Source organism: Pseudomonas fluorescens (assembly GCF_902497855.1).
Classification (GTDB): Bacteria; Pseudomonadota; Gammaproteobacteria; order Pseudomonadales; family Pseudomonadaceae; genus Aquipseudomonas; species Aquipseudomonas fluorescens_BI.
This window is the reverse complement of the sequence record NZ_CABVHU010000002.1, coordinates 411,240-435,188: the sequence shown is the minus strand read 5'-3', so window position 1 is coordinate 435,188 and position 23,949 is coordinate 411,240. Positions and strand designations below refer to the sequence as shown.

Sequence of the window (23,949 nt, the reverse complement as noted above, 5' to 3'; positions counted from 1 at the left end):
GGCTTGTCGGATCGCCGCACCGCAGCGAAGGCGTCCGTTCAGCGATAAATATGTTGACTGACCCACCGCTTTCGCTGGCAAGCCAGCTCCTACAGGTTTTGCGCCAGACTTCAATCCCGCACACCCCACGATCTTTCCAATGTTCGATCACCGCACACAAAAACCGCAGGCGCTGTCTCTGCAATTGACCAAATTAACCATTCAGTACATTTTATCTCCACAGGCCGAAACGCTCGGCCGATTCCAAAAATAATAAGTGGAGATAAGCGATGCCCCCTATCGTCCTGGTGCTCAACGGCCCCAATCTGAATATGCTCGGCACCCGTGAACCGGCAACATACGGTCACGAAACCCTGGCCGACGTTTCGGCATTGTGCGCACGTGCCGCCGAAGAGTTCGGACTGGCGGTGGAGTTTCGCCAGACCAATCATGAAGGCGAACTGCTCGACTGGATTCACGCCGCCCGCGGCCGTTGCGCTGGAATCGTCATCAACCCGGCGGCCTGGACCCACACCTCGGTGGCGATCCGCGATGCCCTGGTCGCCAGCGAACTGCCGGTGATCGAAGTCCACCTCTCCAACGTCCATGCCCGCGAGCCGTTCCGGCACCACAGTTTCGTTTCAGCCATTGCCACCGCCGTAATGGCCGGTTTCGGCAGCCACGGTTATCGCCTGGCGCTGGAACATTTCAGCCTGCGGTTGAAGGGGTGAACGTCATGATCAAGAACACTACCGTACTGGCCGGACTGATCGGAGCCGGCATCCAGGCTTCCCGTACCCCGGCGCTGCACGAGCATGAAGGGGATGCCCAGGGTCTGCGCTACCTCTATCGCCTGATCGACCTTGACCCGTTGAAACTCGACAGCAGTGCCCTGCCCGACCTGTTGTTGGCAGCCGAGCGCATGAACTTCACCGGTCTGAACATCACGTTTCCGTGCAAACAGACCATCATCCCGCTGCTCGACGAACTGTCGCCGGAAGCCCGCGGCATCGGCGCCGTCAACACCGTGGTACTCAAGGACGGCAAACGCGTCGGCCATAACACCGATTGCCTGGGCTTTGCCGAAGGTTTCCGCCGTGGTTTGCAGGGCGTGGCCCTAGAGCGCGTGGTGCAAATGGGCGCAGGTGGCGCAGGCGCAGCGGTGGCCCATGCGTTATTGAGCGAAGGTGTGCAGCTGCTCAGCATTTTTGATGTGGATACCCGGCGCGCGCAGTCGCTGGCAAACAACCTCAATCAACACTTCGGTGCTGGCCGCGCGGTCGCCGGGCATGATCTGCAGGGCACCCTGGCCGAGGCCGACGGTCTGGTGAACACCACGCCCATGGGCATGCAAAAACTGCCGGGCACGCCGGTGCCTGTGGAGATGTTGCGAGGAGAGCTGTGGGTAGCGGAGATCGTCTATTTTCCGCTGGAAACCGAACTGCTGCGCAACGCCCGCGCCTTGGGTTGCCGGACGCTGGATGGCGGCAACATGGCGGTGTTTCAGGCGGTGAAAGCGTTTGAATTGTTCAGCGGCATCGTGCCGGATGCACAGCGGATGCTGGCGCATTTTCAGAGCATGAATGGCTGAAAAGCTTCGCGGGCAAGCCTCGCTCCTACAAGGGCAAGCCTCGCTCCTACAGGAGCGAGGCTTGCCCGCGAAGGCGTCAGGCCTGCAGATATCTCAAAACCGACTCGCAGATCATCTCCCGATGACGCTGCTTGATGCTTTCGTCCGGCAAGTCGATCTGGAAAATCTCACCGAACGTATGGCGGTTCGACACGCGATAGAAGCAGAACGAACTGATCAGCAGGTGCACATCCAACGGCTCGAGCCCTGCACGGAACACGCCCTCCTCGGCCCCGCGCCGCAAAATATCGCCCAGTGAATCGAGGATGGTGTTGTTCATCGCCTTGATCGCATCGGAGCGCTTCACATAGTCGGCGTTGTGAATGTTCTCGATGCAGACGATACGCACGAAATCGACGTTGCGGTCATGGTGATCGAAGGTGAACTCGACCAGCCGCCGAATCGCCTCCACCGGCGCCAGCTCAGCCAGGTGCAGACGGTTTTCGGTGCTGCGAATATCGCCGTAGAGTTTCTCCAGCACCTCGACGTAGAGCTGTTCCTTACTGCCGAAGTAGTAATAGATCATGCGCTTGGAGGTGTGGATACGCTCGGCGATCGCATCGACGCGAGCGCCGGAAAGCCCCTGCTGGACGAACTCTACAATGGCTTCTTGCAGAATGTTCTCGCGGGTTTTTTCCGGATTGTTCTTGCGACTCTTGCGAGGCTCTGCAATTGGTTCGTCGGGCGCTGCTGAGAGTTCTGAAGTTATTGTCATTGCGGGCTCACGGCCATCACTGCACAGGCTGGCGATTATGGGCCGCGCCGCACAGTGAAGGAAGCCGTGCGGCAGCGGATTAACTCCGCGTTTACGAATTTCCTACAACTTTGCCTGACGGATGGCACCGCTGCGGGATTTGGCCATGGCTGCCAGCCGCACCGCCACGTTGGCCGCACCGTAACCGGCGTAGCCATTCTTGCGCTGGATGATTTCAAAGAAGAACCGTCCTTCAAACGGTTCGGTGTACACATGGAACAGCTCACCGCCCTGGGCATCGCGATCGTAAAGCACGTTGTAATACGCCAGCTCGCTGAGGAACTCGTCGTCGAAATCGAAGCGCGCGGCCAGGTCATCGTAATAATTGAGGGGGATATCCAGCAACGGAACGCCTGCCTCTTTCGCACGACTGACCTCGGCAAAGATATTGTCGCAATCAAACGCGATATGGTGCACGCCCGAGCCGCGATAGCTCGACAGCGCGTGTGAAATCGCGGTGTTGCGGTTCTCGGAAATATTCAGCGGCAAGCGGATCGAGCTGCAGCGGCTGCGCAACGCCCGGCTCTTCACCAGGCCATAGGGGTCGGGCAGCACCACTTCATCGTCCGCTTCGAAATCCAGCAGGCTCTTATAAAACAGCACCCAGCTGTCCAGGCTGTCGGCCGGCAACGCCATCGCCATGTGGTCGATGCGCTTGAGACCGCCGCTAGTCGCGGCGGTTGGCTGCAGATTGAAGTCGGTGCCATAGACGTCGGCGTGCTGGTCGACCAGATAAATCAGACTCCCATCCGGTGCGCGTACGGCGGCCAGTTCCAGTTCGTTGGGGCCGACCAGTCCGCGATACGGCTGACCTTTGTAAGCCACGGCCCGGGCCAGTGCGCTGGCGCTGTCCTTGACGCGCACCGCGGTGGCGCACAGCGAGGGCCCATGGGCTTCGAAAAAGCTGTGGGCGAACGAATAAGGCTCGGAGTTGAGGATCAGGTTGATATCGCCCTGGCGCAACAGACTCACACTCTTGGAGCGGTGCTGCCCGGCCTTGACGAAACCGAGCCGCTCCAGCCAATGGGATAGCTTGGCCCCCAGGCTTTCGTCCACCGCGAACTCGAGAAATTCGATGCCGTTGTATTCGCAGGCCTCAGGCGTCTCGAACAGGATATCGACGTTGGCCGGGGTTGTGGCTTCCTGCGCCAGACGCTCGCGGGTTTTCTCCTCCAGGTACAGCAAGGACCGCAGGCCGTCGGCGGCGTTGGCCCGGGGCGGTGCCGCGCGAAAACCATCGTTGAAGATCTCCAGCGACAACGGCCCGGTGTAGCCACTCTTGATGATCGGAGCGAGGAAACCTGGCAAATCGAATTCGCCCTGGCCCGGGAAACAACGGAAGTGCCGGCTCCACTCCAGCACGTCCATGGCCAGGATCGGTGCGTCGGCCATTTGCACAAAGAAAATCTTGTCGCCGGGAATCTCGGCGATCGCGCTCGGATCGCCCTTGAGCGAGAGCGTATGGAAACTGTCCAGCAACACGCCCAGATTCGGGTGATCCGCCTGACGGACGATGTTCCACACCTGTTGCCAAGTGTTCACATGCCGGCCCCAGGCCAGCGCTTCGTAGCCGATCCGCAGGCCACGGGCGCCGGCGTGTTCCGCCAGCAGGCGCAAGTCGTCGACGAGAATCTGTTCATCACCGATGGACTCGGCCGAAGCGTTGCTGCACACCAGCACCAGGTCGGTACCCAGTTCCTGCATCAAGTCGAACTTGCGCTCGGCCCGTTCCAGATTGCGCGGCAGCCGGTCGCGGCGGCAGCCTTCGAAATCCCTGAACGGTTGAAACAGGGTGATGGCGATCCCGAGATCGGCGCACATCTGCCTGATCTCCCGCGGGCTGCCATCGTAATAGAGAAGGTCGTTCTCGAAAATCTCCACGCCATCAAAACCGGCGGCGGCAATGGCTTCGAGTTTTTCCGGCAGGGTACCGCTCAAGGACACGGTGGCGATGGAACGCTGCATGTTTCGACTCCCGGTGGTGGAGACAGTTTTGTTAGAGGCATCACTCGCTTTCTGTAGGAGCCCGGCTTGCCGGCGATGGCGATCGTTCGGCCGCCATCGCCGGCAAGCCGGGCTCCTACAGTGAATTATTGGCTGCGTGATCCCACACAGCAATTTAAAGTGTACTACCCAGTTAGTTTTGCGTGCGATTATCGAACACAATGGCTGTTAGCGAATTGACGATTTTTTGTCCAATGCGCAACATCGACATCACATTGAGTCCGGTCATGAACCCGGTCTCAGTCACCAGAAGACCCTGAACACCACATAAAAATTTCAAAAAAACGGGTACACGCTCATGCGCTCATTCAAACGCCTTGATCCCTCGCTCAATCTCCCATACGCCCTGCCTGGCATTCATCCGAACCTCTCGCGTCTCAGGCCTACCGTGCCGCTCGCTGAATAACGCGCTTTCGTCAGCCGACCAAAGCACCTCAGCCGATCAATCGCCCCGCGTCTATCGCCCCCGATTGATCACGCGCCCTTGAAGTCCCGACGAGCTTCGCTTGTCACTCATTGAACGGATGGCACAGATGATTCCTTCTCAGAGTTCACGCATGGCTCCGGCCATCGGCACCGCCGGCGGCATCGGCGACAAGATCCGCGGCGCCATGGCGGTCGGCAAAACCCGTTGGGGCATGCTGGCGCTGGTGTTTTTCGCCACCACCCTGAACTACATCGACCGCGCCGCACTGGGCGTGATGCAGCCGATCCTGGCCAAGGAAATGAGCTGGACGGCGATGGACTACGCCAACATCAACTTCTGGTTCCAGGTCGGTTACGCCATCGGTTTTGTGCTGCAAGGCCGGCTGATCGACCGGGTCGGCGTGAAACGCGTGTTCTTCTGCGCGGTACTGCTCTGGAGCCTGGCCACAGGTGCCCATGGCCTGGCCACATCGGCGGTCGGTTTCATGGTCTGCCGCTTCATCCTGGGCCTGACCGAAGCTGCCAACTACCCGGCCTGCGTGAAAACCACGCGGTTGTGGTTCCCGGCCGGTGAACGTGCCGTGGCCACCGGTATCTTCAATGCCGGTACCAACGTCGGCGCGATGTTCACGCCGATGCTGCTGCCGCTGATCCTCCATGTGTGGGGCTGGCAGGCAGCGTTCCTGTGCATGTCGGCACTGGGCGGGATCTGGTTGCTGTTCTGGGGCTTGAAGTACTTCAACCCGGAAGATCACCCAAGCGTTAAACAGTCGGAACTGGACTACATCCAGAACGAAGTAGAACCGGAACAGACCCGCGTGCCGTTCTCGAAAATCCTGCGCATGCGTGGCACCTGGGCCTTCGCCCTCGCCTACTCGATCACCGCGCCGGTGTTCTGGTTCTACCTCTACTGGCTGCCGCCGTTCCTGAATCAGCAATACAACCTGGGGATCAACGTGACCCAGATGGGTATCCCGCTGATCATCATCTACCTGACCGCCGACTTCGGCAGCGTCGGCGGCGGAGTACTCTCCTCGTTCCTGATTGGCCGCGGAATGAACCCGATCAAGGCGCGACTGCTGTCCATGTTCCTGTTCGCCTGCTGCATCATCGGCGTGATCATGGCAGCCGGTTCAAGCAATCTGTGGGTTGCCGTGGCCGCCATTTCCCTGGCCATCGGTGCGCACCAGGCCTGGACGGCGAACATCTGGAGCCTGGTCATGGACTACACACCCAAGCACATGATGAGTACGGTGTTCGGTTTCGGCGGCATGTGCGCCGCCATCGGCGGGATGTTCATGACCCAGTTGGTCGGGCACATCCTGACCATCACCAACAACAATTACACCGTGCTGTTCACCATGATTCCGGCGATGTACTTCATCGCGCTGATCTGGATGTATTTCATGGCACCGCGCAAGATTCCTACCGTGACCGATTGATACCCTGGAACCTGCCTGTGTAGGAGCGAGCTTGCTCGCGATGGACTTGAGAACGTTGCGGGGTGTCAGGCTCGCAGCGTTATCGTTGACGACCATCGCGAGCAAGCTTGCTCCTACACAGGTCGTTCGCCGTTTTACCGACGACTCTGTTGCCAAGCCGCCGCCAACCCGCTGCAGCAAATTACCGCGATCCCGATCACGGTGGTCAGGGTCGGCGTGTGGGCAAACAGCAACCAGCCCAGCAACCCGGCAAAGACAATCTGACAATAGCCGAACGGCGCCAGCAGGGCGGGCGCGGCGTAGCGGAAAGCCTGGGTCAGGAACAGATGCGCCGTCATCCCGCAAGCCCCCAGTGCCACCATCATGAAACCATGCCCAAGGCTCGGCATCTGCCAGAAGAACGGCACCAGCGCGCTCATCACCAGGGTGTTGCATAGACCGGCGAAGAAGTTGCTGGTGGTGGGGCTGTCGATATTACTGAGCTTGCGGGTGAGCAATTGATAGAAGCAGAAAAACAGCGCCGAGCAGAGCGGCAGCAACACGGCTGGCGTGAACAGGTCGCCGCCGGGGTGGACAATGATCACTACGCCGATAAATCCGCATATCACCGCGATCCATTGGCCACGGGTGACGTGCTCGCCCAGCAACGGCACCGACAGTGCGGTCACCAGGACCGGGGCCAGAAAGTTGACTGCCGTGGCTTCGGCCAGCGGGATGTACTGCAAACCGGTGGTGAAAAACAAACTGGTGCCCAGCAGGCACAATGCCCTGAGCAACTGCAGTAACGGCCGCCTGGTCCGCAGGACACTCAACCCGGATTGCGGCAGAAAAATCCCGGCCATCAACAAGGTGTGAACCAGGTATCGGGCCCAGACCACCATGATGATCGGGTAGAACCCTGAAAGAAATTTCGACAACGCGTCATGGCTGGAAAACAGAAAGGTCGCGACAACGATCAGCATGATCCCCTTGAAGGGCTGATTGACGCCGGAAAGCGGGGTGCTGAGGGTCATTGGGTGTCCTTACTTAAAGTCAAAAGCTTCGCGGGCAAGCCATAATGCCGATTGTAGGAGCGAGCTTGCTCCGGGCGGCGTTCCGACGATGGACGTTAACGATAACGCGTACTTCTGGACAAACGCGTCGCACTGATGTCCATCGCGAGCAAGCTCGCTCCTACAAGGGCTTGCCCGCCGCAGCACCGCTTACAGCCGCGCCAACAGTTCACGGGTTTTATCCAGCGCCATCTGCGCCCGTTGTAACCCACTCACGCCCTGCTCCAGCAACTGCACGGTGGGGATCTCCAGGCTCAATGCAATATTGGCTGGAAGACACTGCAACAACCCCGCCAGATCACAATCACCGTCCCCCGGAAAACGCCGCTCATTACGTGCCTGGCGCAGAATCTCCGCCATGTCCGTCGGCCGCGGCCCCGCGACGTCGCACAACTGGGCATACCGTAACCGTGACGGGGCAACCCTGGCCAGATCTTCCAGCCGCGACTGCGAACGGTCGAAATGAAACGCGTCCACCAACACCCCTCCGTTTCCTCGATCGGCCTTTTCAACGATACGCACCGCTTGTTCGAGATTGCGTGCATCGGTCCATGGCATGAATTCCAGGTGCGGATGAAGGCCGTAAGGTGCCGCCAGGTCACAGAGTCTTGCGAAATTTTCGGTGAGCCGCTGCTCGTCAGAATCGTTACCCGCCACCAGTAATTCAGTCGCACCGAATTCGGCGCCTACGGCCAGAATCTTCTCGAAACCAGCGACGACCGTGTCCGGCTTGAGCCGCAGGATTTCCACATCCAGCACACGAATGCCGGTATCGCGCAAACGTTCCATAGTCCTGCGCCGTAAATCATTATCGGCGACCAGCGCAAAGTGATGCTCTTCAGGTGTCGCCGGTACCAGCCGTAGTCCCACATGACTGTAGCCTGCTCGCGCCGCGACCTCGACCATTTCTGGCGGTGACAACTCCAGTACCGTCAGACTCGCCAGGGAAAGGATCCGTTCACTCATGTTCAATCCTCGATCAACGAAGGGGTGCAGGCGCGACCGGTTTCGGCGGCTTCGCGAATGGCGTCAATCAGTGCCAGCGTACGGGCAGCATCGGCGACGCTCACCAATGGCTCGACTTCCCGACGAACCACGCGCACGAAATGTTGCAACTGCAAACGCAACGCCTCATCGGCACTGAAACTTTCCTGCTCCGGCAACAACGGTTGATGCCACCCCCCGTCAGCATCAGCGTAGTGCCAGCGCTTGAGCTGCGGAATGCTCAACGCCCCGGCCGTCCCGGCCAGCAGATAACACGGCTGATCGGCCTGACGCGGATACACCGGGTTCTCCCCGGAACCCAGCTCCCAACTCCAGGGTGCCGCCACCGCATCGGAACCGGTCAGGCTGCCCAGTGCGCCACTGTCGAATTGCAGCAGTACCGCCGCGCAATCTTCATTGGCAAAGCCGCGCACCGCATTGCTGGTGATCGCCTGCACTTGCCGCACTTCGCCGCACAGGTGCCGGAGCAAATCGAGATCGTGAATCAGGTTGGTCAGCAACATGCCCGCACCGGGCTCGCGGCGCCAGGCCGTCTCGAAATAACTGTCGGGCTTGCGCAACTGCCAGAGCGCCGTGACCGTGGTCAATCGACCCAAGGCGCCACTCTGGATCAGTTCATGAGCACGGACGATCAGTGGATTGTGACGGCGATGATGCCCCACCAGGACCGGCACGCCCGTGGCTTTCGAAGCGTTCACCAGCTGGCGAACTTCGTCCATGTGCACGCCCACCGGTTTTTCCAGCAGCACCGGCACGCCAGCCGCGAGGCAATCCAGAGCGGTGCTGACGTGCAGGGCATTCGGGTTGGCGACGATCACTGCGTCCGGCTTCACTTGCTTGAGCATTTGACAGTGCTCGGCGAAATGCGCCACGCCCCATTGCGTGGCAATAGCCGCTGCCTGCGGCCCGGGATCGGCCACCGCACACAAGATCGCTTGCGTCAGGGTTTTCAGATGATGGTAATGCTGCTGGCCCATATTGCCAGCGCCGATCAGGGCAATGCGAAGGGGGGAGTTCAAGGGAGGGTCCTCTTGTGCTTATTGTTGGAAGGAATGACTTTCAACAATTTAGAACCTGGTTCCAGATTCTTACACAGATGAACCCCAAAAGTGTGCGAACAACGCACATCTTTCCGGGCGAGCAAAGATCACCGTCGCTCCCACAAGGGATTTTTGGCGCCTGGATTAATTGAACAACTCCGAAGCCTGACTCGCCGCCGACAACTCCTCAGTGTATTTCAACAACAACGGCGCCAACTCATGCAACCGCGCCCCCGGCATCCGCGCGCTCGGGCCGGCGATACTGAGGACCCCGATTACCCGGGCATCCCCCGGGTGGCGCACCACGGCCGCAATCGCCGAAGTACCCACCGCCGAACTCTCCTCGACCCAGGCATAGCCCTGCTCCCGCGCCAGCCGCAGGCGTTCCAGCAACTCGATGTTGGAACGCGGCGCATTCGGCCCAGGGTCTTTCGGACGCTCACTGCCCTGGCGCTCCACCAGCGACAAGGCTTCGGCATCGCTCATGCACGCCAGCCATGCATGCCCCGACGCGGTATAGAACAAAGGCGCATCACGGCCCATATCCGGGTCGTAGCGCAGACCGGAACGGGCGCCCTGGGATTTTGCAATCCAGGTCTGTCGATCACCTTCGATGACCCCAAGGCGCACTAGCTCACCGGTTTCCTGAGCCAGGCGATCAAGCACCGGCTGCACGATATCGGCGCCGCTGCTCGACAGATAGCGAAACCCCATGGCCACCAGCTTGGTAGACAGGTGATAGCGCAGGTTTTCCGGGTTCTGCCGCACGTAGCCCAGCCGAATCAGTTCGGCGAGCAGGCGATGGGTCGCACTTTTGGGGATATCCAGTTGTTCCGCCAGCGCCTGCATGGGCAGGCCGCGAGGGTCACTGGTCAAGCTTTCCAGCACGCTGAAGACACGTTCGATCTGACTGCCGGCCATGGGAGGTTCCACGCAAAATTTGCCCGATTCTAGAAGACAAACGGCCTAACGCGAAATCTGGAACCGACTGTCCGATAACCGCCCACATTACCCCATGAACCGTTGCAGAGTTCGTTCATGCTCCTATATTTTCTGGAATCAAATTCTAAAAAATATACACCGCTGGAGTTTCAGACAATGCCTGTCGAACCACACAACGCTCCTGACATCGACTGTGACGTGTTGATCGTCGGCTCCGGGGCGGCCGGGTTATCGGCGGCAGTCACAGCCGCGTGGCATGGCCTCAAGGTGATCGTGGTCGAGAAGGACCCGGTGTTCGGCGGCGCCACGGCCTGGTCCGGTGGTTGGGCGTGGGTGCCATGCAACCCCCTGGCCCGTCGCGCGGGTATCGTCGAAGACGTCGAGCAACCGCGCACATACCTCAAACATGAACTGGGCGAGCGTTACGAACCGGCGATGATAAATGCGTTCCTCGAGGCCGGCCCGCGCATGGTCGCGTTCTTCGAACAGCACACCTCACTGCAATTTGCCGACGGCAACGCGATTGCCGACATCCATGGCGACACCCCGGGAGCGGGCACCGGTGGGCGCTCGGTGATCGCCGCGCCTTATGACGGACGAAAAGTCGGCAAGCTGCTCAAGCGTCTGCGCAAAACCATGCGCGAAACTTCGTTCATGGGCATGCCGATCATGGCGGGCGCGGACCTTGGCGCGTTTCTCAACCTCACCCGCTCGCTGTCGGCAGCCTGGCATGTGACCCGGCGCTTTACCCGTCACCTGCTCGACCTCGCCGTTCATGGCCGGGCGATGCAACTGGTCAACGGCGTGGCGCTGGTGGCGCGGCTGGCAAAGTCCGCCGAAGACCTCGGCGTATTGCTCTGGGAGTCGGCGCCGGTCACCGAGTTGCTTCAAGAGGGCGACCAGGTGCGGGGCGCGATGATCAGCACCGCCAGGGGCGAGATCCGTATCCATGCGCGCAAGGCGGTGGTGCTCGCCGCCGGCGGTTTCGCCAATGACATCGAGCGGCGCAAGGCATTGTTCCCTCGCACACCCACAGGTCATGAACATTGGGCATTGCCGCCCTTGAGCGTCAGTGGCGATGGTCTGCGCCTGGGCGAAAGCGCCGGCGCCCGGGTCAACACCGACATGGCATCGCCCGTGGCCTGGGCACCGGTTTCGCAAGTACCGCACAAAGACGGCAGCATCGGCCACTTCCCGCACATCATCGAGCGCAGTAAACCGGGGATCATCGGGGTATTGAGCAACGGCCAGCGCTTCGTCAACGAAGCCAACGGCTACTACGACTACGTGACGGCCATGGTCGCCGCCGCACCGCAGGGCGAGGAAGTCGCCTCCTGGTTGATCTGCAGCCATGGTTTTCAGCGGCGCTATGGCCTCGGAATTTCCCGGCCATTTCCAGTGCCTCTGTCACCCTTTATCCGCAGCGGCTATCTGAAAACCGGCAAGACCGTGGAGGAATTGGCGCGGGCCTGCGGCATCGACTCGAACGGCCTGTGCAGCACCGTGGCGCAATACAACCACCACGCGCGCAACGGTGAGGATCCCTCGTTCGGTCGCGGTTCGACACCCTACAACCGCAAACAGGGGGATGTGTTGCAGCGACCCAACCCCTGCCTCGCACCGATCGAACAAGGCCCGTTCTATGCCGTGAAGGTCCAGCCCGGCTGCTTCGGCACCTTCGCCGGCCTGAAGGTCAACGCACACGCCCAGGTCCTCGATTCATCCGGACGGCCCATCACCGGGCTATACGCCGCGGGCGGCGATATGGCCAGCATCATGGGCGGGCACTACCCCGCCGGCGGCATCAATCTCGGCCCGGCGCTGACGTTCGGCTACATCGCCGCACGACATATCGCAGGCATTACAGCTGACGAACAGGAGATCGACCATGCAGCACATCGTTAACGCCCAGGGTTTGAACATGCCAAAACTCGGCCTGGGGACCTGGCCGATGCTTGGCCAGGAATGTACCAACGCCGTGGAACAGGCCCTTGCCTTGGGTTATCGGCATATCGACACAGCTGCGGCCTACAACAATGAAGACGCTGTCGGTCAAGCGTTGGTGAACGGTCCTACGCCTCGCGATCAGATCCACGTCACCACCAAAGTCTGGTGGGACCAGCTGCATCCGGACGCCATGCGCCATTCCATGGACCGAAGTCTCAAGGCCTTGCGCAGCGATTACGTCGACCTGTTCATGATCCACTGGCCGACCACCCACTGGGACCTGCCACGTACGATCGAGACCCTGGTGTCGTTCAAGGAGCAAGGGCTGGCGCGTAACATCGGCGTGGCGAATTTTCCGCTGCCGCTGCTGCGCAAAGTTGTCGAAGAACTGGGCGCACCGCTGTCAGCCATCCAGGTCGAATATCACGTACTGCTCGGCCAAAACGCTCTGCTGGACTACGCCCGCCAACATGACCTGGCGCTGACGGCCTACAGCCCACTGGCACGCAACAAGGTGTCGCAGATTGCGCAGATCCAGCAGATCGCCGCCAAGCACGGGGTGCTGCCGACTCAGGTGGCGCTCAAATGGCTGCTTGATCAATCGAACGTGGCCGCTATTCCAAAAGCCAGCAGCAAGGCCAATCAATTGGCCAACCTGGCAGCGCTCGAAGTCAATCTGGATGATCAGGATCTAGCGTTGATCGCCGGCCTGTCCAAGCGCGAACGCCAGGTCAGCCCGGACTTTGCGCCAGCGTGGGATGCCTTCGACCGGTAACCGCGAAATGGCCACTTTCGACCCGTGACACCGTCGCGACGACTACGGTCTTACCAACCCTTACACTTTTCACCCGCATATCTTTGCCAGTGCGGTTATTCATGGATTCGGCGATACACGCCCCACCACCCATGAGAGACCGCAACCATGTTATGGAACAAGGCAAGATGCAGCGACAACGTGAACGACACTCGCAAGGGCAAGGATGCCCGCACACTCACAGGGAAAACGCTCGGCGCCGGACTGGCCGTCGTCGCACTGGCAAGCGCAGGATTGTATTCGGCACTGGGTACGACACCGGACGAGGCTCCCCTCACCTCCTCGACCACCCTGAACCCGCCCGACGCTGCCCTTTCGGTCGACAGCGAAGACCTGCAACTGAAGTTTGTTCAGTCAATACTGGGCGACACCGAAGACACCTGGAAACAACTTTTTGCGCAAACCGGGCGGCAGTACCCGGAACCGACGATGACGCTGTTCGACAACGGGGTGGTCTCGGGATGCGGCTACGCCAGCTCCGCCAGTGGCCCGTTCTACTGCCCGGGCAACCGGCAGCTGTACCTCGATCTGGCGTTTTTCGCCATGCTGGAGCAGCAGTTTTCAGTGGTCGGTAACTTCGCGCGGGCTTACATCATCGCTCACGAGGTCAGCCATCACGTGCAACTCGAGCTGGGACTTTCCGAACCCTTCGAGAACGCCTTGCGGGACCAGCAGCCCGTCACCGGCGATGGCGGCCTGGAGGTGCGTGCGGAGTTGCAGGCCGATTGCCTGGCAGGCGTCTGGGCGTACCATGCGCAACAACGCCTGGATTGGCTGGAACCGGGCGATATCGAGGCCGCCTTGCAGGCCGCGGCCGCCTTCGGTGACGACAGCCTGCAACGCTCCCAAAACGATACAGTCCGGCCAGAGACATTCAGTCACGGCACTTCGCAGCAGCGCGCGAACTGGTTCAGAGCCGGTTTCGCCACAGGCCGGACCGACGCTTGCGACACCTTCGCCGCCAAGGACCTTTAACCCATCCGTCACCGCAGCGGTCAATGTCACCGCATGCATCGAACCGGCGCCGCTCAAGGCTGTCTGACGACCGGACTGGCGCCGCTTTCACTCAGCAGCAACACTCACCACCACGCTTCTTCATCAGGCAAGTACAGAGGGATCCCCCATGCTATGGAAAAAAGGCCGACGCAGCGACAACGTGGTCGATGCCCGGGGCGATGATGCCGGCGGTGGCGGTGGCGGGATGCGCTTCGGTGGCGGCAAGGGCCTGAGCCTGACGGCGATCGTGCTGATCGTCGGGATCGGCTGGCTCACTGGCCAGGACCCCATGCAGATCCTCGGGCAGCTCACCGGGCAGATGAGCGAGCAATCGGCGCCGGCGCCGACGCAAACCCGCAAGGCGCCGCCGGCCAATGATGAAGGGGCCGAATTCGTGCGCTCGATCCTGGGCGATACCGAAGACACCTGGCGGCAGATTTTCCAGCAGGCCGACCGTCAATACCAGGACCCGACACTGGTGCTGTTCAGCAACCGCGTCAACTCGGCATGCGGCCTGGCGACTTCGGCGACCGGTCCGTTTTATTGCCCGGCGGATCAGAAGGTGTACCTGGACATGGGTTTCTTCCAGGAGATGTCGCAACGCTTTTCCGCGGCGGGGGATTTCGCGCAGGCCTACGTGATCGCTCACGAAGTCGGACACCACGTGCAGACCTTGCTTGGCGTATCGGCGAAAATTCAGACCGCTCGCCAACAAGGTCGGCAAATGGAAGGCGACGGTGGCTTGCTGGTGCGCCAGGAACTCCAGGCCGATTGCCTGGCCGGGGTCTGGGCCCATAATGCCCAACAACGCCTGAACTGGCTGGAACCTGGGGACATCGAAGAAGCCTTGAACGCCGCCAACGCCATTGGCGACGACCGTCTGCAACAGCAAGGCCAGGGGCGCGTGGTGCCGGATTCGTTTACCCATGGCACGTCGGCGCAAAGGGTGCGCTGGTTCAAAACCGGATTCGCACAGGGCCAGGTCGGCCAGTGCGATACCTTTGCGGCGAAAAACCTGTGATGAAAACGTGGCTGCTGGCTCTGCTGTTCACCTGCGCAAGCACCCAGGCTGCCGAGCAAGCGGTCAAGGAACTCAGTCCCGGTCGCCTGCTGTTGACCTCGGGTGAGATCGCAGTGGGCATCGGCCCGGCGCCGACGAAAATCGAACGGGTGCTGATCATCATCCATGGCCGCCTGCGCAATGCCGAAACCTATCGCCAGAGTGCAGAACGCGCGGTTGAACGGGCAGGACAAAGCGCGACTACCCTGGTGATTGCTCCGCAGTTTCTCAATGAGTCCGACATTGCGCTCCACCCGGTGGCTGACAGCGTATTGCGCTGGCAAGGCAATGACTGGATGGCTGGCGGCTTATCCACCGCGCCGTTTACCCTGAGTTCTTACGCTGCACTCGACGAAGTCCTAGCCCGAATCGGCGATCGCCGACAGTTTCCCGATGTGAAGCAGGTCATCATCGCCGGTCACTCCGGTGGCGCCCAGGTGGTGCAGCGCTATGCGTTGCTGGGTCACGATCAGCCCGAGCTCAAGGCGGCCGGCGTGCAGGTGCGTTACGTGGTCGCCAATCCGTCTTCTTATGCGTACTTCGATGAGCGTCGACCCGTGGCATTCAGTCACGCCGGCTGTCCGGATTTCAATCGTTGGAAGTACGGGCTGGCGGATCTACCCGCCTATGCCGAGGGCCAAACACCCGCGCAGCTGAAGGAAAACTACGCCAAGCGTGACATCGTTTATCTACTGGGGCAGCAGGACACCGACCCGAATCAGCCGGCGCTGGATAAACGGTGTGAGGCAAAAGCCCAGGGGGCGAATCGATTGGCCCGAGGGCGCAATTATTTTGATTATCTGAAGCGGCTGTATCCTCAGGGGATGAGTCAGCAGCTGATCGAAGTGCCTGGGGTCGGGCATGATGGGGATGGGATGTTCAATTCGCCGGAGGGGCAAAAAGCGTTGTTCGGTCAGTGAGTTTTTATGGGGCCTGAACCTACGCCTTCGCGAGCAGGCTCGCTCCCACAGTTGATTTGTGCACGACGCAATTCCCCTGTGGGAGCGAGCCTGCTCGCGAAGGGTCCCTCATGCGAACAACATTTCCCGCAACACCACGCAATCCGCCGCATGCCAATCAGTCAACTCCGGCCACGGATTATCCGGCAGATTCACCAGCACCGTCCGCGCCCCGGCCGCGCGACCGCAATCCAGATCGAAGCGGTAATCACCGACCATCACCATCTCGCTCGCCGGTACGTTCCAGGCCTCGGCCAGTTTCAGCAATCCGCCCGGATGAGGTTTGGGCGGCGCTTCATCGCGGCCCAGCACATCCTCCACCGCGAAGCAGTCGGCCAGGCCGATCGCCTCCAGCGTGACGTGCGCCAGCTCACGGGCATTGCGCGTGAGAATGCCCAGGCGATAACCCCGTCCGGCCAGCTCCCGCACCAGCGCCACCGCACCCGGCGCCGCTGTCGAACCCAGCGCCAGGTCGCGCTCGTGTTCCAGCAACCAGGCATGCTTGACCGCGGCTTCATCGGCTGGCAGCGCGGCGAGGTGAGTCAGGATGTCGTCCTCTGCGGGGATCGCCAACGCCACGCGGATCGCCGCAAAGTCATGCACAGCCACCGTCAGGGTGCCGTCCATGTCGAACACCCAGTGTCGTACGTCGGCCAGGCTCATGCCCAATCCTTGCGGTGACGGATCAGGCCTTCCTGGGTGACCGAGGCCACCAGTTGCCCGGCGCGATTGAACACGCTGCCGCGGGAGAAGCCACGGGAATTGCCGGCCCACGGGCTGTCCATCGCGTACAGCAACCAGTCATCGGCGCGCAGATCGGCATGGAACCACAGGGCGTGATCGAGGCTGGCCACCTGCATGTCCTTGTGCCAGACCGACTTGCCATGGGGCAGCATCGAGGTGGTCAACAGCCCGAAGTCCGAGGCGTAGGCCAGCAGGTATTTGTGCAGCGCCGGGGAATCGGCCAAGGCACCGTCGGCGCGAAACCAGACGTACTTGACCGGATCGGACGGATGCGGGTTGTAGGGATCTTCCTCGGTCACCGGCCGGAACTCGATCGGTTTCGGGCACAGCAATTTTTCGCGCATGTGTTCAGGGATCAGGTGCGCGCGCTGCTGGGTGAGTTCCAGTTCCGACGGCAGGTTTTCCGGACCGACCACTGTCGGCATCTCGCTCTGGTGCTGGAAACCTTCTTCGTCGTACTGAAACGAAGCGCTGCAGGTGAAAATCGGGTTGCCCTTCTGGATCGCCGTCACCCGCCGCGTGCTGAAGCTGCCGCCGTCACGCACCCGGTCAACCTGATAGACCACCGGCAACCCGGCATCGCCCGGGCGCAGGAAATAACCGTGCATCGAATGCACATGGCGCGCTTCTTCGACGGTCTGGCTGGCCGCCGACAGGGACTGGCCGAGCACCTGGCCACCGAACAGCTGGCGAAAACCCAGGTCCTGGCTGCGACCACGAAACAGGTTTTCTTCGATCGGCTCCAGGGTCAGCAAGTCGACCAGATCATCCAACACTTGGCTCATTCAGACGCTCCTCACATAACGCAATGCCGCGCAGTCTTGGCTGCGGCGGTCGATTCAATTTCCGGCCAGGGCCTATCAGGCCATTGTAAACGTCCGTGCCAGCTTATCCATGCAAGGTTTGCAGCCATTGCTCACGGCTGATGCGATAAAGAACATGGTGACGCAGGGGATGATCGCATGCGAGTTTCGGATGCTCGAAATCATCGGCTGAATCATGGTGCATGCCGATAGCCTGCATGACCTTTTGCGAAGGCATATTGGTATCAGTGGTGAAGGACACGACTTCATCCAGCGCCAATCGGTCAAAGCCGCAGCGCAGAGCGGTCCACGCCGCTTCACTGGCGTAGCCCAGGCCCCAATGCTCCCGGGCCAGGCGCCAGCCGATTTCGGTGGACGGGGTAAATGGCGCGTCGAAGCCGACCACCCCCAAGCCGGTAAACCCGATAAAGGCGCCTGTGTCCTTGCGCTCCAGCGCCCAGAGACCGAAACCATGCTCGGCAAAGTGCCCCCGAATCCGTCCGATCAGCGCAGCACTTTGCAGTCGACTCAAGGGCGCCGGAAAATAGCGCATCACCTGCGGATCGGCGCACAACGCCGCAAACGCTGGCAAATCTTCGTCACGCCATTGCCGCAACAACAGTCGCGCGCTCTCGAGTTGCAGTATCGACTCCATCGCATCTCCCTTTCCCATGCCGCAAGTCTACATCGCTGGTAGGATCCTTCATTCATTCCTACATGCCTTCCCAGATAACTCAGTCATGCCCCTGCCGTTGATCTACCACGAAGACTACAGCCCCGAGTTCCCGGCGGATCACCGCTTCCCCATGGACAAGTTTCGCCTGCTGCGCGATCACCTGGTGGACAGCGGACTGACCCGGGACACCGACCTGCTGCGCCCGCAGCTTTGCCCGCCAGAGATTCTCGCCCTCGCTCATGACCCTGCGTATATCGAACGCTACATGGGCGGCGAGTTGTCCCGCGAAGACCAGCGGCGTCTCGGCCTGCCCTGGAGCGAAGCCCTGGCCCGGCGCACGGTGCGGGCGGTTGGCGGCTCCCTGCTGGCGGCCGAGCAGGCGCTGGAACATGGCTTGGCCTGTCATCTGGCGGGCGGCACCCACCATGCGCACTACGACCATCCCGCCGGCTTCTGCATCTTCAATGACCTGGCGGTGATCAGCCATTTCCTGCTGGAAAGTGGCCGCGTGAATCGGGTGCTGATCTTCGACTGTGATGTGCATCAGGGCGACGGGACTGCACGAATCCTGCACAACACCCCAGAGGCCATCACTGTTTCCCTGCACTGCGAAAAGAACTTTCCTGCACGCAAGGCCGAAAGCGACTGGGACATTCCCCTGCCGATGGGTATGGGCGATGTGGATTACCTGAAGGTCGTGGACGATGCGCTCAACTATTTGCTGCCGCTCTACCGGCCTGATCTGGTGCTGTATGACGCCGGCGTCGATGTGCACAAGGATGACGCACTCGGCTACCTGAAACTGACGGACGAAGGCGTCGCCGCTCGCGATGAAAGCGTGATGCGGCATTGCCTTGGGCGGGATATTCCAGTGGTCGGGGTGATTGGTGGCGGCTACAGCAAGGACCGCAAGGCTTTGGCACGGCGTCATGGGATCCTGCATCACAGCGCCCAAAGGGTCTGGCAGTCATCAGGTTGTCATTGAGGTGTGGGTCTTTACCCACAATGGCTGTGGAGCCGCCTGTGGATAACCTGAGTGAAAGGGGCTGCAGGCCAGGTGGGGTATAGGCTTCAGAGCAGTGGTTGTATTTTGATCAGGGTTTGAATCGACACACCGACCCTGTGGGAGCGAGCCTGCTCGCGAAGAGGCCTTCAGATCCAAAGCCGATGTCGACTGATCCACCGCTTTCGCGAGCAGGCTCGCTCCCACAGGGATCTGTGCTGGTAGAATGCCCGGCTTCATTCCGCCGAACCGCAGTGCATTCCATGACTCAGCCCTCGACTCCCCTCCCCCCTCACGTCGCCATCATCGGCGGCGGCCCCACCGGCCTGATGGCGGCTGAAGTGTTGAGCCAGGCGGGGATCAAGGTCGACCTGTACGACGGCATGCCTTCGGTCGGGCGAAAATTCCTACTGGCCGGTGTCGGCGGCATGAACATTACCCACTCCGAAGCCTACCCGGCATTTCTTTCACGCTATGCCGAACGGGCGCCGCAGATTGCACCGCTATTGCGCTCATTTGGCGCCGACGCGCTGTGCCAATGGATTCATGAGCTGGGCATTGAAACCTTTGTCGGCAGCTCGGGCCGGGTTTTTCCCACAGACATGAAAGCCGCGCCGCTGTTACGCGCCTGGCTCAAACGTCTGCGAGACGCTGGAGTAGTTATCCACACCCGCCATCGCTGGCTCGGCTGGAACAGCGATGGCAGTCTGAAAGTGTCCTGCCCCGACGGTGAAAAAAACCTTCAACCAGACGCCACGTTGCTGGCCCTGGGCGGCGGCAGCTGGTCGCGCCTCGGTTCGGACGGTGCCTGGATGTTGCCACTGGAACAGCACGGCGTGGAACTGGCGCGGTTGCAACCGAGCAATTGCGGCTTTGAAGTGCAGGCCTGGAGCGAGTTGATGGTCGGAAAATTCGCCGGCGCGCCGCTGAAAAATATCGCTATCGGGCTTAATGACGACGTCCCGAGGCTCGGGGAATGCGTGATTACCGCGACGGGTATTGAAGGCAGCCTGATCTATGCCCTGTCAGCGCCGATCCGCGAAGCGATCAACCTGCATGGTTCGGCGACTGTTCATCTCGACCTGCTGCCGGGCAAGCCTGTGGATAAGATTGAAGCGGCGCTGAGCAAACCACGGGGTTCGCGCTCAATGGCCAAACACCTGCACAGTCAACTCGGGCTCGATGGGGTGAAAGCGGCGTTGTTGCGAGAGGTGACGGCAGCCGAGTGCTTCGCTGATCCGGCAATGCTGGCCAGAGCGATCAAGGCATTGCCACTGACCTTGGTGAAAACCCGTCCATTGGACGAGGCCATCAGCAGCGCCGGTGGGGTAATGTTCGAATCGATGGATGAACGTCTGATGCTCAAGCAGCTGCCTGGCGTGTTCTGCGCCGGGGAAATGCTGGATTGGGAAGCGCCGACGGGCGGCTATCTGCTGACCGCGTGTTTCGCCAGTGGGCGGGCGGCTGGGTTGGGGATGGTGGAGTGGTTGAAACATAAGAGCTGAAGACCGAGGCGCGTCCTTCGCCGGCAAGCCGGTTGATCGTTCCCACGCTCTGCGTGGGAATGCAGCCTGGGACGCTCCGCGTCCCTCCAAAGCCGAACGCAGAGCGTCCGAAAAGGCATTCCCACGCAGAGCGTGGGAACGATCTTTACGCGATCAAGGCTTACGCTTGCGCGGCCCAGTATTGAACACCGGCACTTTTCGCACAGGTTTGATCGAAGGTTCCGGCGCCGACGCGTCACCGCTCTCGACCCATTTACCCAAGTTGCGCTTGCCGCCACCCGAGGTCTTCGGCTTTTTCGGTTTTTTCGGCTTCTTGACCACCTGACCGCTGGCATCGGTATCCGGCACCCGGTGCTCGGGTTCGAAATCCTGTTCCATCTGGCGAGTCAGCGTCTGACGGGTCAAGGTCTCGATGGCCGACAGCAGGTTCACTTCATCGGCACACACCAGGGAAATCGCCTCCCCGGTGGCACCCGCGCGGCCAGTGCGGCCGATCCGGTGGATATAGTCTTCGGCCACGATCGGTAGGTCGAAATTGACCACCAACGGCAAGTCTTCGATATCCAGGCCACGGGCCGCGACGTCGGTCGCTACAAGAATCTGCACTTCGCTGAGTTTGAAACGGTCCAGTGCGCGCTGGCGGGTTGCTTGAGGTTTGTCGCCATGGATGCCATCGGCATTGATGCCCAGGCCCTGGAGTTTTTCCACCAAGGCGTCCACGCCGTTACGGGTCTTGGCGAATACCAGCACCTGCTTCCACTTGTTCTTGCGCATCAAGTGCACGAACAGCTCCGGCTTGCGCTTCTTGTCCACCGTGACCACCCACTGTTTAACAGTGTTGGCAGCCACGTTGCGCGGGCTGACTTCGATGCTCAGCGGGTCGTTGAGCATTTGCCCGGCCAGCAGGCGGATGGCGTCGGAGAAAGTCGCGGAGAACAACAGCGTCTGACGTTTCTTCGGCAGCACCCGGTAAATATTCCCCAGCTCCTCGGAAAAGCCCAGGTCGAGCATGCGATCGGCTTCGTCCAGCACCAGGGTTTGCAGCTGGTTGAACTTCAGCGCGTTCTGCCGGAACAGGTCAAGCAAGCGCCCCGGAGTCGCCACCAACAGGTCGACGCCTTTGCGCAGCTTCATCATTTGCGGGTTGATGCTGACGCCGCCGTACACCGCATAGGTGCTCAGCGGCAGGTTCTCGGCGTATTGACGCACAGCCTCGTGAACCTGTTCGGCCAGTTCGCGAGTGGGCACCAGGATCAGGGCACGCACCGAATTGGCGGTGACTTTCGGCCCTTCCATGGCCAGCAATTGCAGGAGCGGCAACGCGAAACCGGCGGTCTTGCCAGTGCCGGTCTGGGCGGCGGCCATCAGGTCGCGACCGGCCAGCACCGCCGGAATGGCTTGCGCCTGAACCGGCGTCGGAGTCTGGTAGCCGAGCGTCTCGAGAGAGCGCAGCAAGGGTTCGATCAGGCCAAGGGAGGCGAAAGTCATGGGATTACCGTAGGAAAAATCAGCGCGGGTGTGCAAACAAGTGTGCAATGGCGCGCAGTTTACCCTAATTCACGCTCGATTCTGTCTGCACCACGGCAGCGGGCTTTACCGGAGCCCGGCGCCACTGCGGCAAACCGATCAACACCACGGCACTGATGATCACCAACATGGCCAACGCTTCTTCGATACCGATGGTTTCGCCGACGAACACGATCCCCAGCAACACCGCCACCGCCGGGTTGACGTAGGCATAACTGGTGGCCGCCGCCGGACGTACGTTTTTCAACAGGTACATGTAGGCGTTGAAGGCGATGATCGAACCGAAGAAGGTCAGATAGGCCAGGGCCGCCCAACCTTCGATCGGCGGCATGGCTTCCAGATGCTCACCGCTCAGTGCGCTGCCGATCAGCAGCGCCACGCCGCCGACCAGCATTTCCACGGCACTGGCCATTGCGCCCTGGGGTAATGGCAAGTGTTTGCTCCACACCGAACCGAAGGCCCAGGACGCGGCCGCGAAGATCAGCAAGGTGGCGCCCAGCGGGCTGGATTGCAGGTTCGAGCCGAGGTTGAGCATGGCAATACCGATGAGGCCGAGCGCAATCCCGGCCCATTCGAGACGAGTATTACGGGCGCCCCAGAAATAGCCGCAGAGCAAGGTAAACAATGGCACCGTCGCCACCGCCAGCGCGGCCACCCCGGAGGCCACACCCGTGTGTTCCGCCACACTGACCCCGCCGTTGCCGCAGGTCAGCAGCAAAATCCCGATGATCCCCGCCGCTTTCCACTGCGCCCAGGTCGGTGCCGGCGCCCCGCGCCAACGCAGGAAGGCGTACATCAGCGAACCGGCGATCACAAAGCGAATACCGGCAAGCAGCAACGGCGGCCAGTACTCCACGCCGATGCGAATCACCAGGTACGTCGAGCCCCAAATCACGTACAACGCAAAAAAGGCGGCGATCAGCGGTAAGGGAAAACGACGTAGGCCAGGCATTGGGCGGCTCGCAGGCAAGACAGGTGAACAGCTATTCTAGAAAGGCCAACAGCAGAAAATAAGTTACAAAACCTGTTTATAGCGCCGGTACACTTTTCAAAACACGGAGATCAGCGCTATAAACCGTGCTTTCGAAAGTCGGGCAATTTTCAGGTACAAGACGATGGATAAATACGACCGCATGCTCCTCGGCGCCCTGTTGGAAAACGGTCGAGCGTCCTACGCCGACCTGGCGCGCAAGGTCAACCTGTCGGCCCCGGCCGTGGCCGAACGCGTGGCCAAACTCGAAGCCTGCGGGGTGATCACCGGTTATCAGGCGAAAGTCGACATGGCCAAGCTGGGATTGCCGATCCAGTGCGTGATCGAACTGCGTCTGAACCAGCACGGCAACCAGAAGGCCTACGACGACCTGATCAAAATCCCGCAACTGACGGAGTGCCACCGGGTGACGGGCGATCCGTGCGTGATCATGCAGGCGGCCGTGGGCTCGATGCCGGAGCTGGAGGATCTGATCAACAAGATTGCCAAGTTCGGGTTCAGCAAGACGTCGATCGTGTTGTCGAGCGCGATAGAGAAGCGGGTGCCGTTGGGGCAACTGGAAGGGAATGGAAAAATTTGATACGACACGGCCCCTGTAGGAGCCGGCTTGCCGGCGAAAGCGGCGTATCAGTCGACATCACTGTTGAATG

Annotated in this window: 22 protein-coding genes; 11 read left to right on the top strand and 11 right to left on the bottom strand. The window is 60.8% G+C overall.

From position 1 onward, the window contains the following. Positions 1 to 269 precede the first annotated feature (269 nt). Both aroQ and F8N96_RS06860 read left to right on the top strand, forming a co-directional pair. Positions 270 to 710: a type II 3-dehydroquinate dehydratase gene (gene aroQ, locus F8N96_RS06865; RefSeq protein WP_150797172.1), complete on the top strand. Its 441-nt coding sequence runs from the start codon at positions 270 to 272 to the stop codon at positions 708 to 710. 5 nt (positions 711 to 715) lie between these two features. After that, positions 716 to 1,570 (top strand): shikimate dehydrogenase, encoded by an 855-nt coding sequence (locus tag F8N96_RS06860; protein WP_150797171.1) that lies wholly within the window; start codon positions 716 to 718, stop codon positions 1,568 to 1,570. A gap of 76 nt (positions 1,571 to 1,646) precedes the next feature. Here the strand turns inward: F8N96_RS06860 and F8N96_RS06855 are convergent, their stop codons facing one another. Together F8N96_RS06855 and quiC are read right to left on the bottom strand one after the other, a co-directional pair. After that, positions 1,647 to 2,324 carry a TetR family transcriptional regulator gene (locus F8N96_RS06855; RefSeq protein WP_150797170.1) on the bottom strand — a complete coding sequence of 226 codons (678 nt, stop codon included), beginning with the start codon at positions 2,322 to 2,324 and terminating at the stop codon, positions 1,647 to 1,649. Between the two features lie 102 nt (positions 2,325 to 2,426). Next, on the bottom strand, positions 2,427 to 4,328 hold the full coding sequence (quiC, locus tag F8N96_RS06850; protein ID WP_150797169.1) for a 3-dehydroshikimate dehydratase QuiC: 1,902 nt from the start codon (positions 4,326 to 4,328) through the stop codon (positions 2,427 to 2,429). 572 nt (positions 4,329 to 4,900) lie between these two features. Between quiC and F8N96_RS06845 the strand changes: the two genes are divergently transcribed. Beyond that, positions 4,901 to 6,235: an MFS transporter gene (locus F8N96_RS06845; protein WP_150797168.1), complete on the top strand. Its 1,335-nt coding sequence runs from the start codon at positions 4,901 to 4,903 to the stop codon at positions 6,233 to 6,235. Between the two features lie 134 nt (positions 6,236 to 6,369). Here the strand turns inward: F8N96_RS06845 and F8N96_RS06835 are convergent, their stop codons facing one another. The 4 genes from F8N96_RS06835 to F8N96_RS06820 form a co-directional block, all read right to left on the bottom strand. After that, positions 6,370 to 7,248 carry a DMT family transporter gene (locus tag F8N96_RS06835; protein WP_150797167.1) on the bottom strand — a complete coding sequence of 293 codons (879 nt, stop codon included), beginning with the start codon at positions 7,246 to 7,248 and terminating at the stop codon, positions 6,370 to 6,372. A gap of 189 nt (positions 7,249 to 7,437) precedes the next feature. Beyond that, positions 7,438 to 8,253, bottom strand: coding sequence for a sugar phosphate isomerase/epimerase family protein (locus F8N96_RS06830; RefSeq protein ID WP_150797166.1), 816 nt, complete (start codon positions 8,251 to 8,253; stop codon positions 7,438 to 7,440). A 2-nt stretch (positions 8,254 to 8,255) separates the two neighbouring features. Then, entirely contained in the window at positions 8,256 to 9,311 is a 1,056-nt protein-coding gene (locus F8N96_RS06825; RefSeq protein WP_150797165.1) for a Gfo/Idh/MocA family protein, read from the bottom strand. 165 nt (positions 9,312 to 9,476) lie between these two features. Continuing rightward, positions 9,477 to 10,253 (bottom strand): IclR family transcriptional regulator, encoded by a 777-nt coding sequence (locus tag F8N96_RS06820; RefSeq protein ID WP_150797164.1) that lies wholly within the window; start codon positions 10,251 to 10,253, stop codon positions 9,477 to 9,479. A gap of 177 nt (positions 10,254 to 10,430) precedes the next feature. On the opposite strand from F8N96_RS06820, the gene F8N96_RS06815 reads away from it, so the two are divergent. The 5 genes from F8N96_RS06815 to F8N96_RS06795 all read left to right on the top strand — a co-directional run bounded on the left by F8N96_RS06815 (position 10,431) and on the right by F8N96_RS06795 (position 16,011). Further along, entirely contained in the window at positions 10,431 to 12,179 is a 1,749-nt protein-coding gene (locus F8N96_RS06815; protein WP_150797163.1) for an FAD-dependent oxidoreductase, read from the top strand. Beyond that, entirely contained in the window at positions 12,163 to 12,996 is an 834-nt protein-coding gene (locus F8N96_RS06810; RefSeq protein WP_150797162.1) for an aldo/keto reductase, read from the top strand. The genes F8N96_RS06815 and F8N96_RS06810 overlap by 17 nt, the downstream gene beginning before the upstream one ends. 147 nt (positions 12,997 to 13,143) lie before the next feature. Further along, the gene (locus F8N96_RS06805; protein WP_150797161.1) at positions 13,144 to 14,010 is read left to right on the top strand and encodes a neutral zinc metallopeptidase; all 867 of its coding nucleotides are present in this window, start codon (positions 13,144 to 13,146) and stop codon (positions 14,008 to 14,010) included. Between the two features lie 148 nt (positions 14,011 to 14,158). Further along, entirely contained in the window at positions 14,159 to 15,052 is an 894-nt protein-coding gene (locus F8N96_RS06800) for a neutral zinc metallopeptidase (RefSeq protein WP_150797160.1), read from the top strand. Further along, positions 15,052 to 16,011: an alpha/beta hydrolase gene (locus tag F8N96_RS06795; RefSeq protein WP_150797159.1), complete on the top strand. Its 960-nt coding sequence runs from the start codon at positions 15,052 to 15,054 to the stop codon at positions 16,009 to 16,011. The genes F8N96_RS06800 and F8N96_RS06795 overlap by 1 nt, the downstream gene beginning before the upstream one ends. A gap of 108 nt (positions 16,012 to 16,119) precedes the next feature. Here the strand turns inward: F8N96_RS06795 and F8N96_RS06790 are convergent, their stop codons facing one another. From F8N96_RS06790 to F8N96_RS06780, 3 genes are all read right to left on the bottom strand, one after another. After that, positions 16,120 to 16,713 (bottom strand): HAD family hydrolase, encoded by a 594-nt coding sequence (locus tag F8N96_RS06790; protein WP_150797158.1) that lies wholly within the window; start codon positions 16,711 to 16,713, stop codon positions 16,120 to 16,122. Further along, a complete protein-coding gene (tesB, locus tag F8N96_RS06785) occupies positions 16,710 to 17,579 on the bottom strand; it encodes an acyl-CoA thioesterase II (protein WP_150797157.1) in 870 nt (289 codons plus the stop codon). Before tesB ends, F8N96_RS06790 begins: the two co-directional genes overlap by 4 nt. A gap of 103 nt (positions 17,580 to 17,682) precedes the next feature. Further along, positions 17,683 to 18,252: a GNAT family N-acetyltransferase gene (locus F8N96_RS06780; RefSeq protein WP_150797156.1), complete on the bottom strand. Its 570-nt coding sequence runs from the start codon at positions 18,250 to 18,252 to the stop codon at positions 17,683 to 17,685. An 85-nt stretch (positions 18,253 to 18,337) separates the two neighbouring features. Between F8N96_RS06780 and F8N96_RS06775 the strand changes: the two genes are divergently transcribed. Further along, positions 18,338 to 19,258, top strand: a complete 921-nt coding sequence (locus F8N96_RS06775) for a histone deacetylase (protein WP_150764959.1) — start codon at positions 18,338 to 18,340, stop codon at positions 19,256 to 19,258. Positions 19,259 to 19,539: 281 nt separating this feature from the next. Continuing rightward, positions 19,540 to 20,781 (top strand): TIGR03862 family flavoprotein, encoded by a 1,242-nt coding sequence (locus tag F8N96_RS06765; RefSeq protein WP_150797154.1) that lies wholly within the window; start codon positions 19,540 to 19,542, stop codon positions 20,779 to 20,781. Positions 20,782 to 20,934: 153 nt separating this feature from the next. Here F8N96_RS06765 and F8N96_RS06760 read toward each other — a convergent pair whose 3' ends face one another. Together F8N96_RS06760 and yedA are read right to left on the bottom strand one after the other, a co-directional pair. Beyond that, the gene (locus tag F8N96_RS06760) at positions 20,935 to 22,269 is read right to left on the bottom strand and encodes a DEAD/DEAH box helicase (protein ID WP_150797153.1); all 1,335 of its coding nucleotides are present in this window, start codon (positions 22,267 to 22,269) and stop codon (positions 20,935 to 20,937) included. 64 nt (positions 22,270 to 22,333) lie between these two features. Next, on the bottom strand, positions 22,334 to 23,260 hold the full coding sequence (gene yedA / locus F8N96_RS06755) for a drug/metabolite exporter YedA (protein WP_150797152.1): 927 nt from the start codon (positions 23,258 to 23,260) through the stop codon (positions 22,334 to 22,336). 163 nt (positions 23,261 to 23,423) lie between these two features. Here yedA and F8N96_RS06750 point away from each other — a divergent pair, with 163 nt between their 5' ends. After that, positions 23,424 to 23,879 (top strand): Lrp/AsnC family transcriptional regulator, encoded by a 456-nt coding sequence (locus F8N96_RS06750; RefSeq protein WP_150797151.1) that lies wholly within the window; start codon positions 23,424 to 23,426, stop codon positions 23,877 to 23,879. Positions 23,880 to 23,949 lie beyond the last annotated feature (70 nt).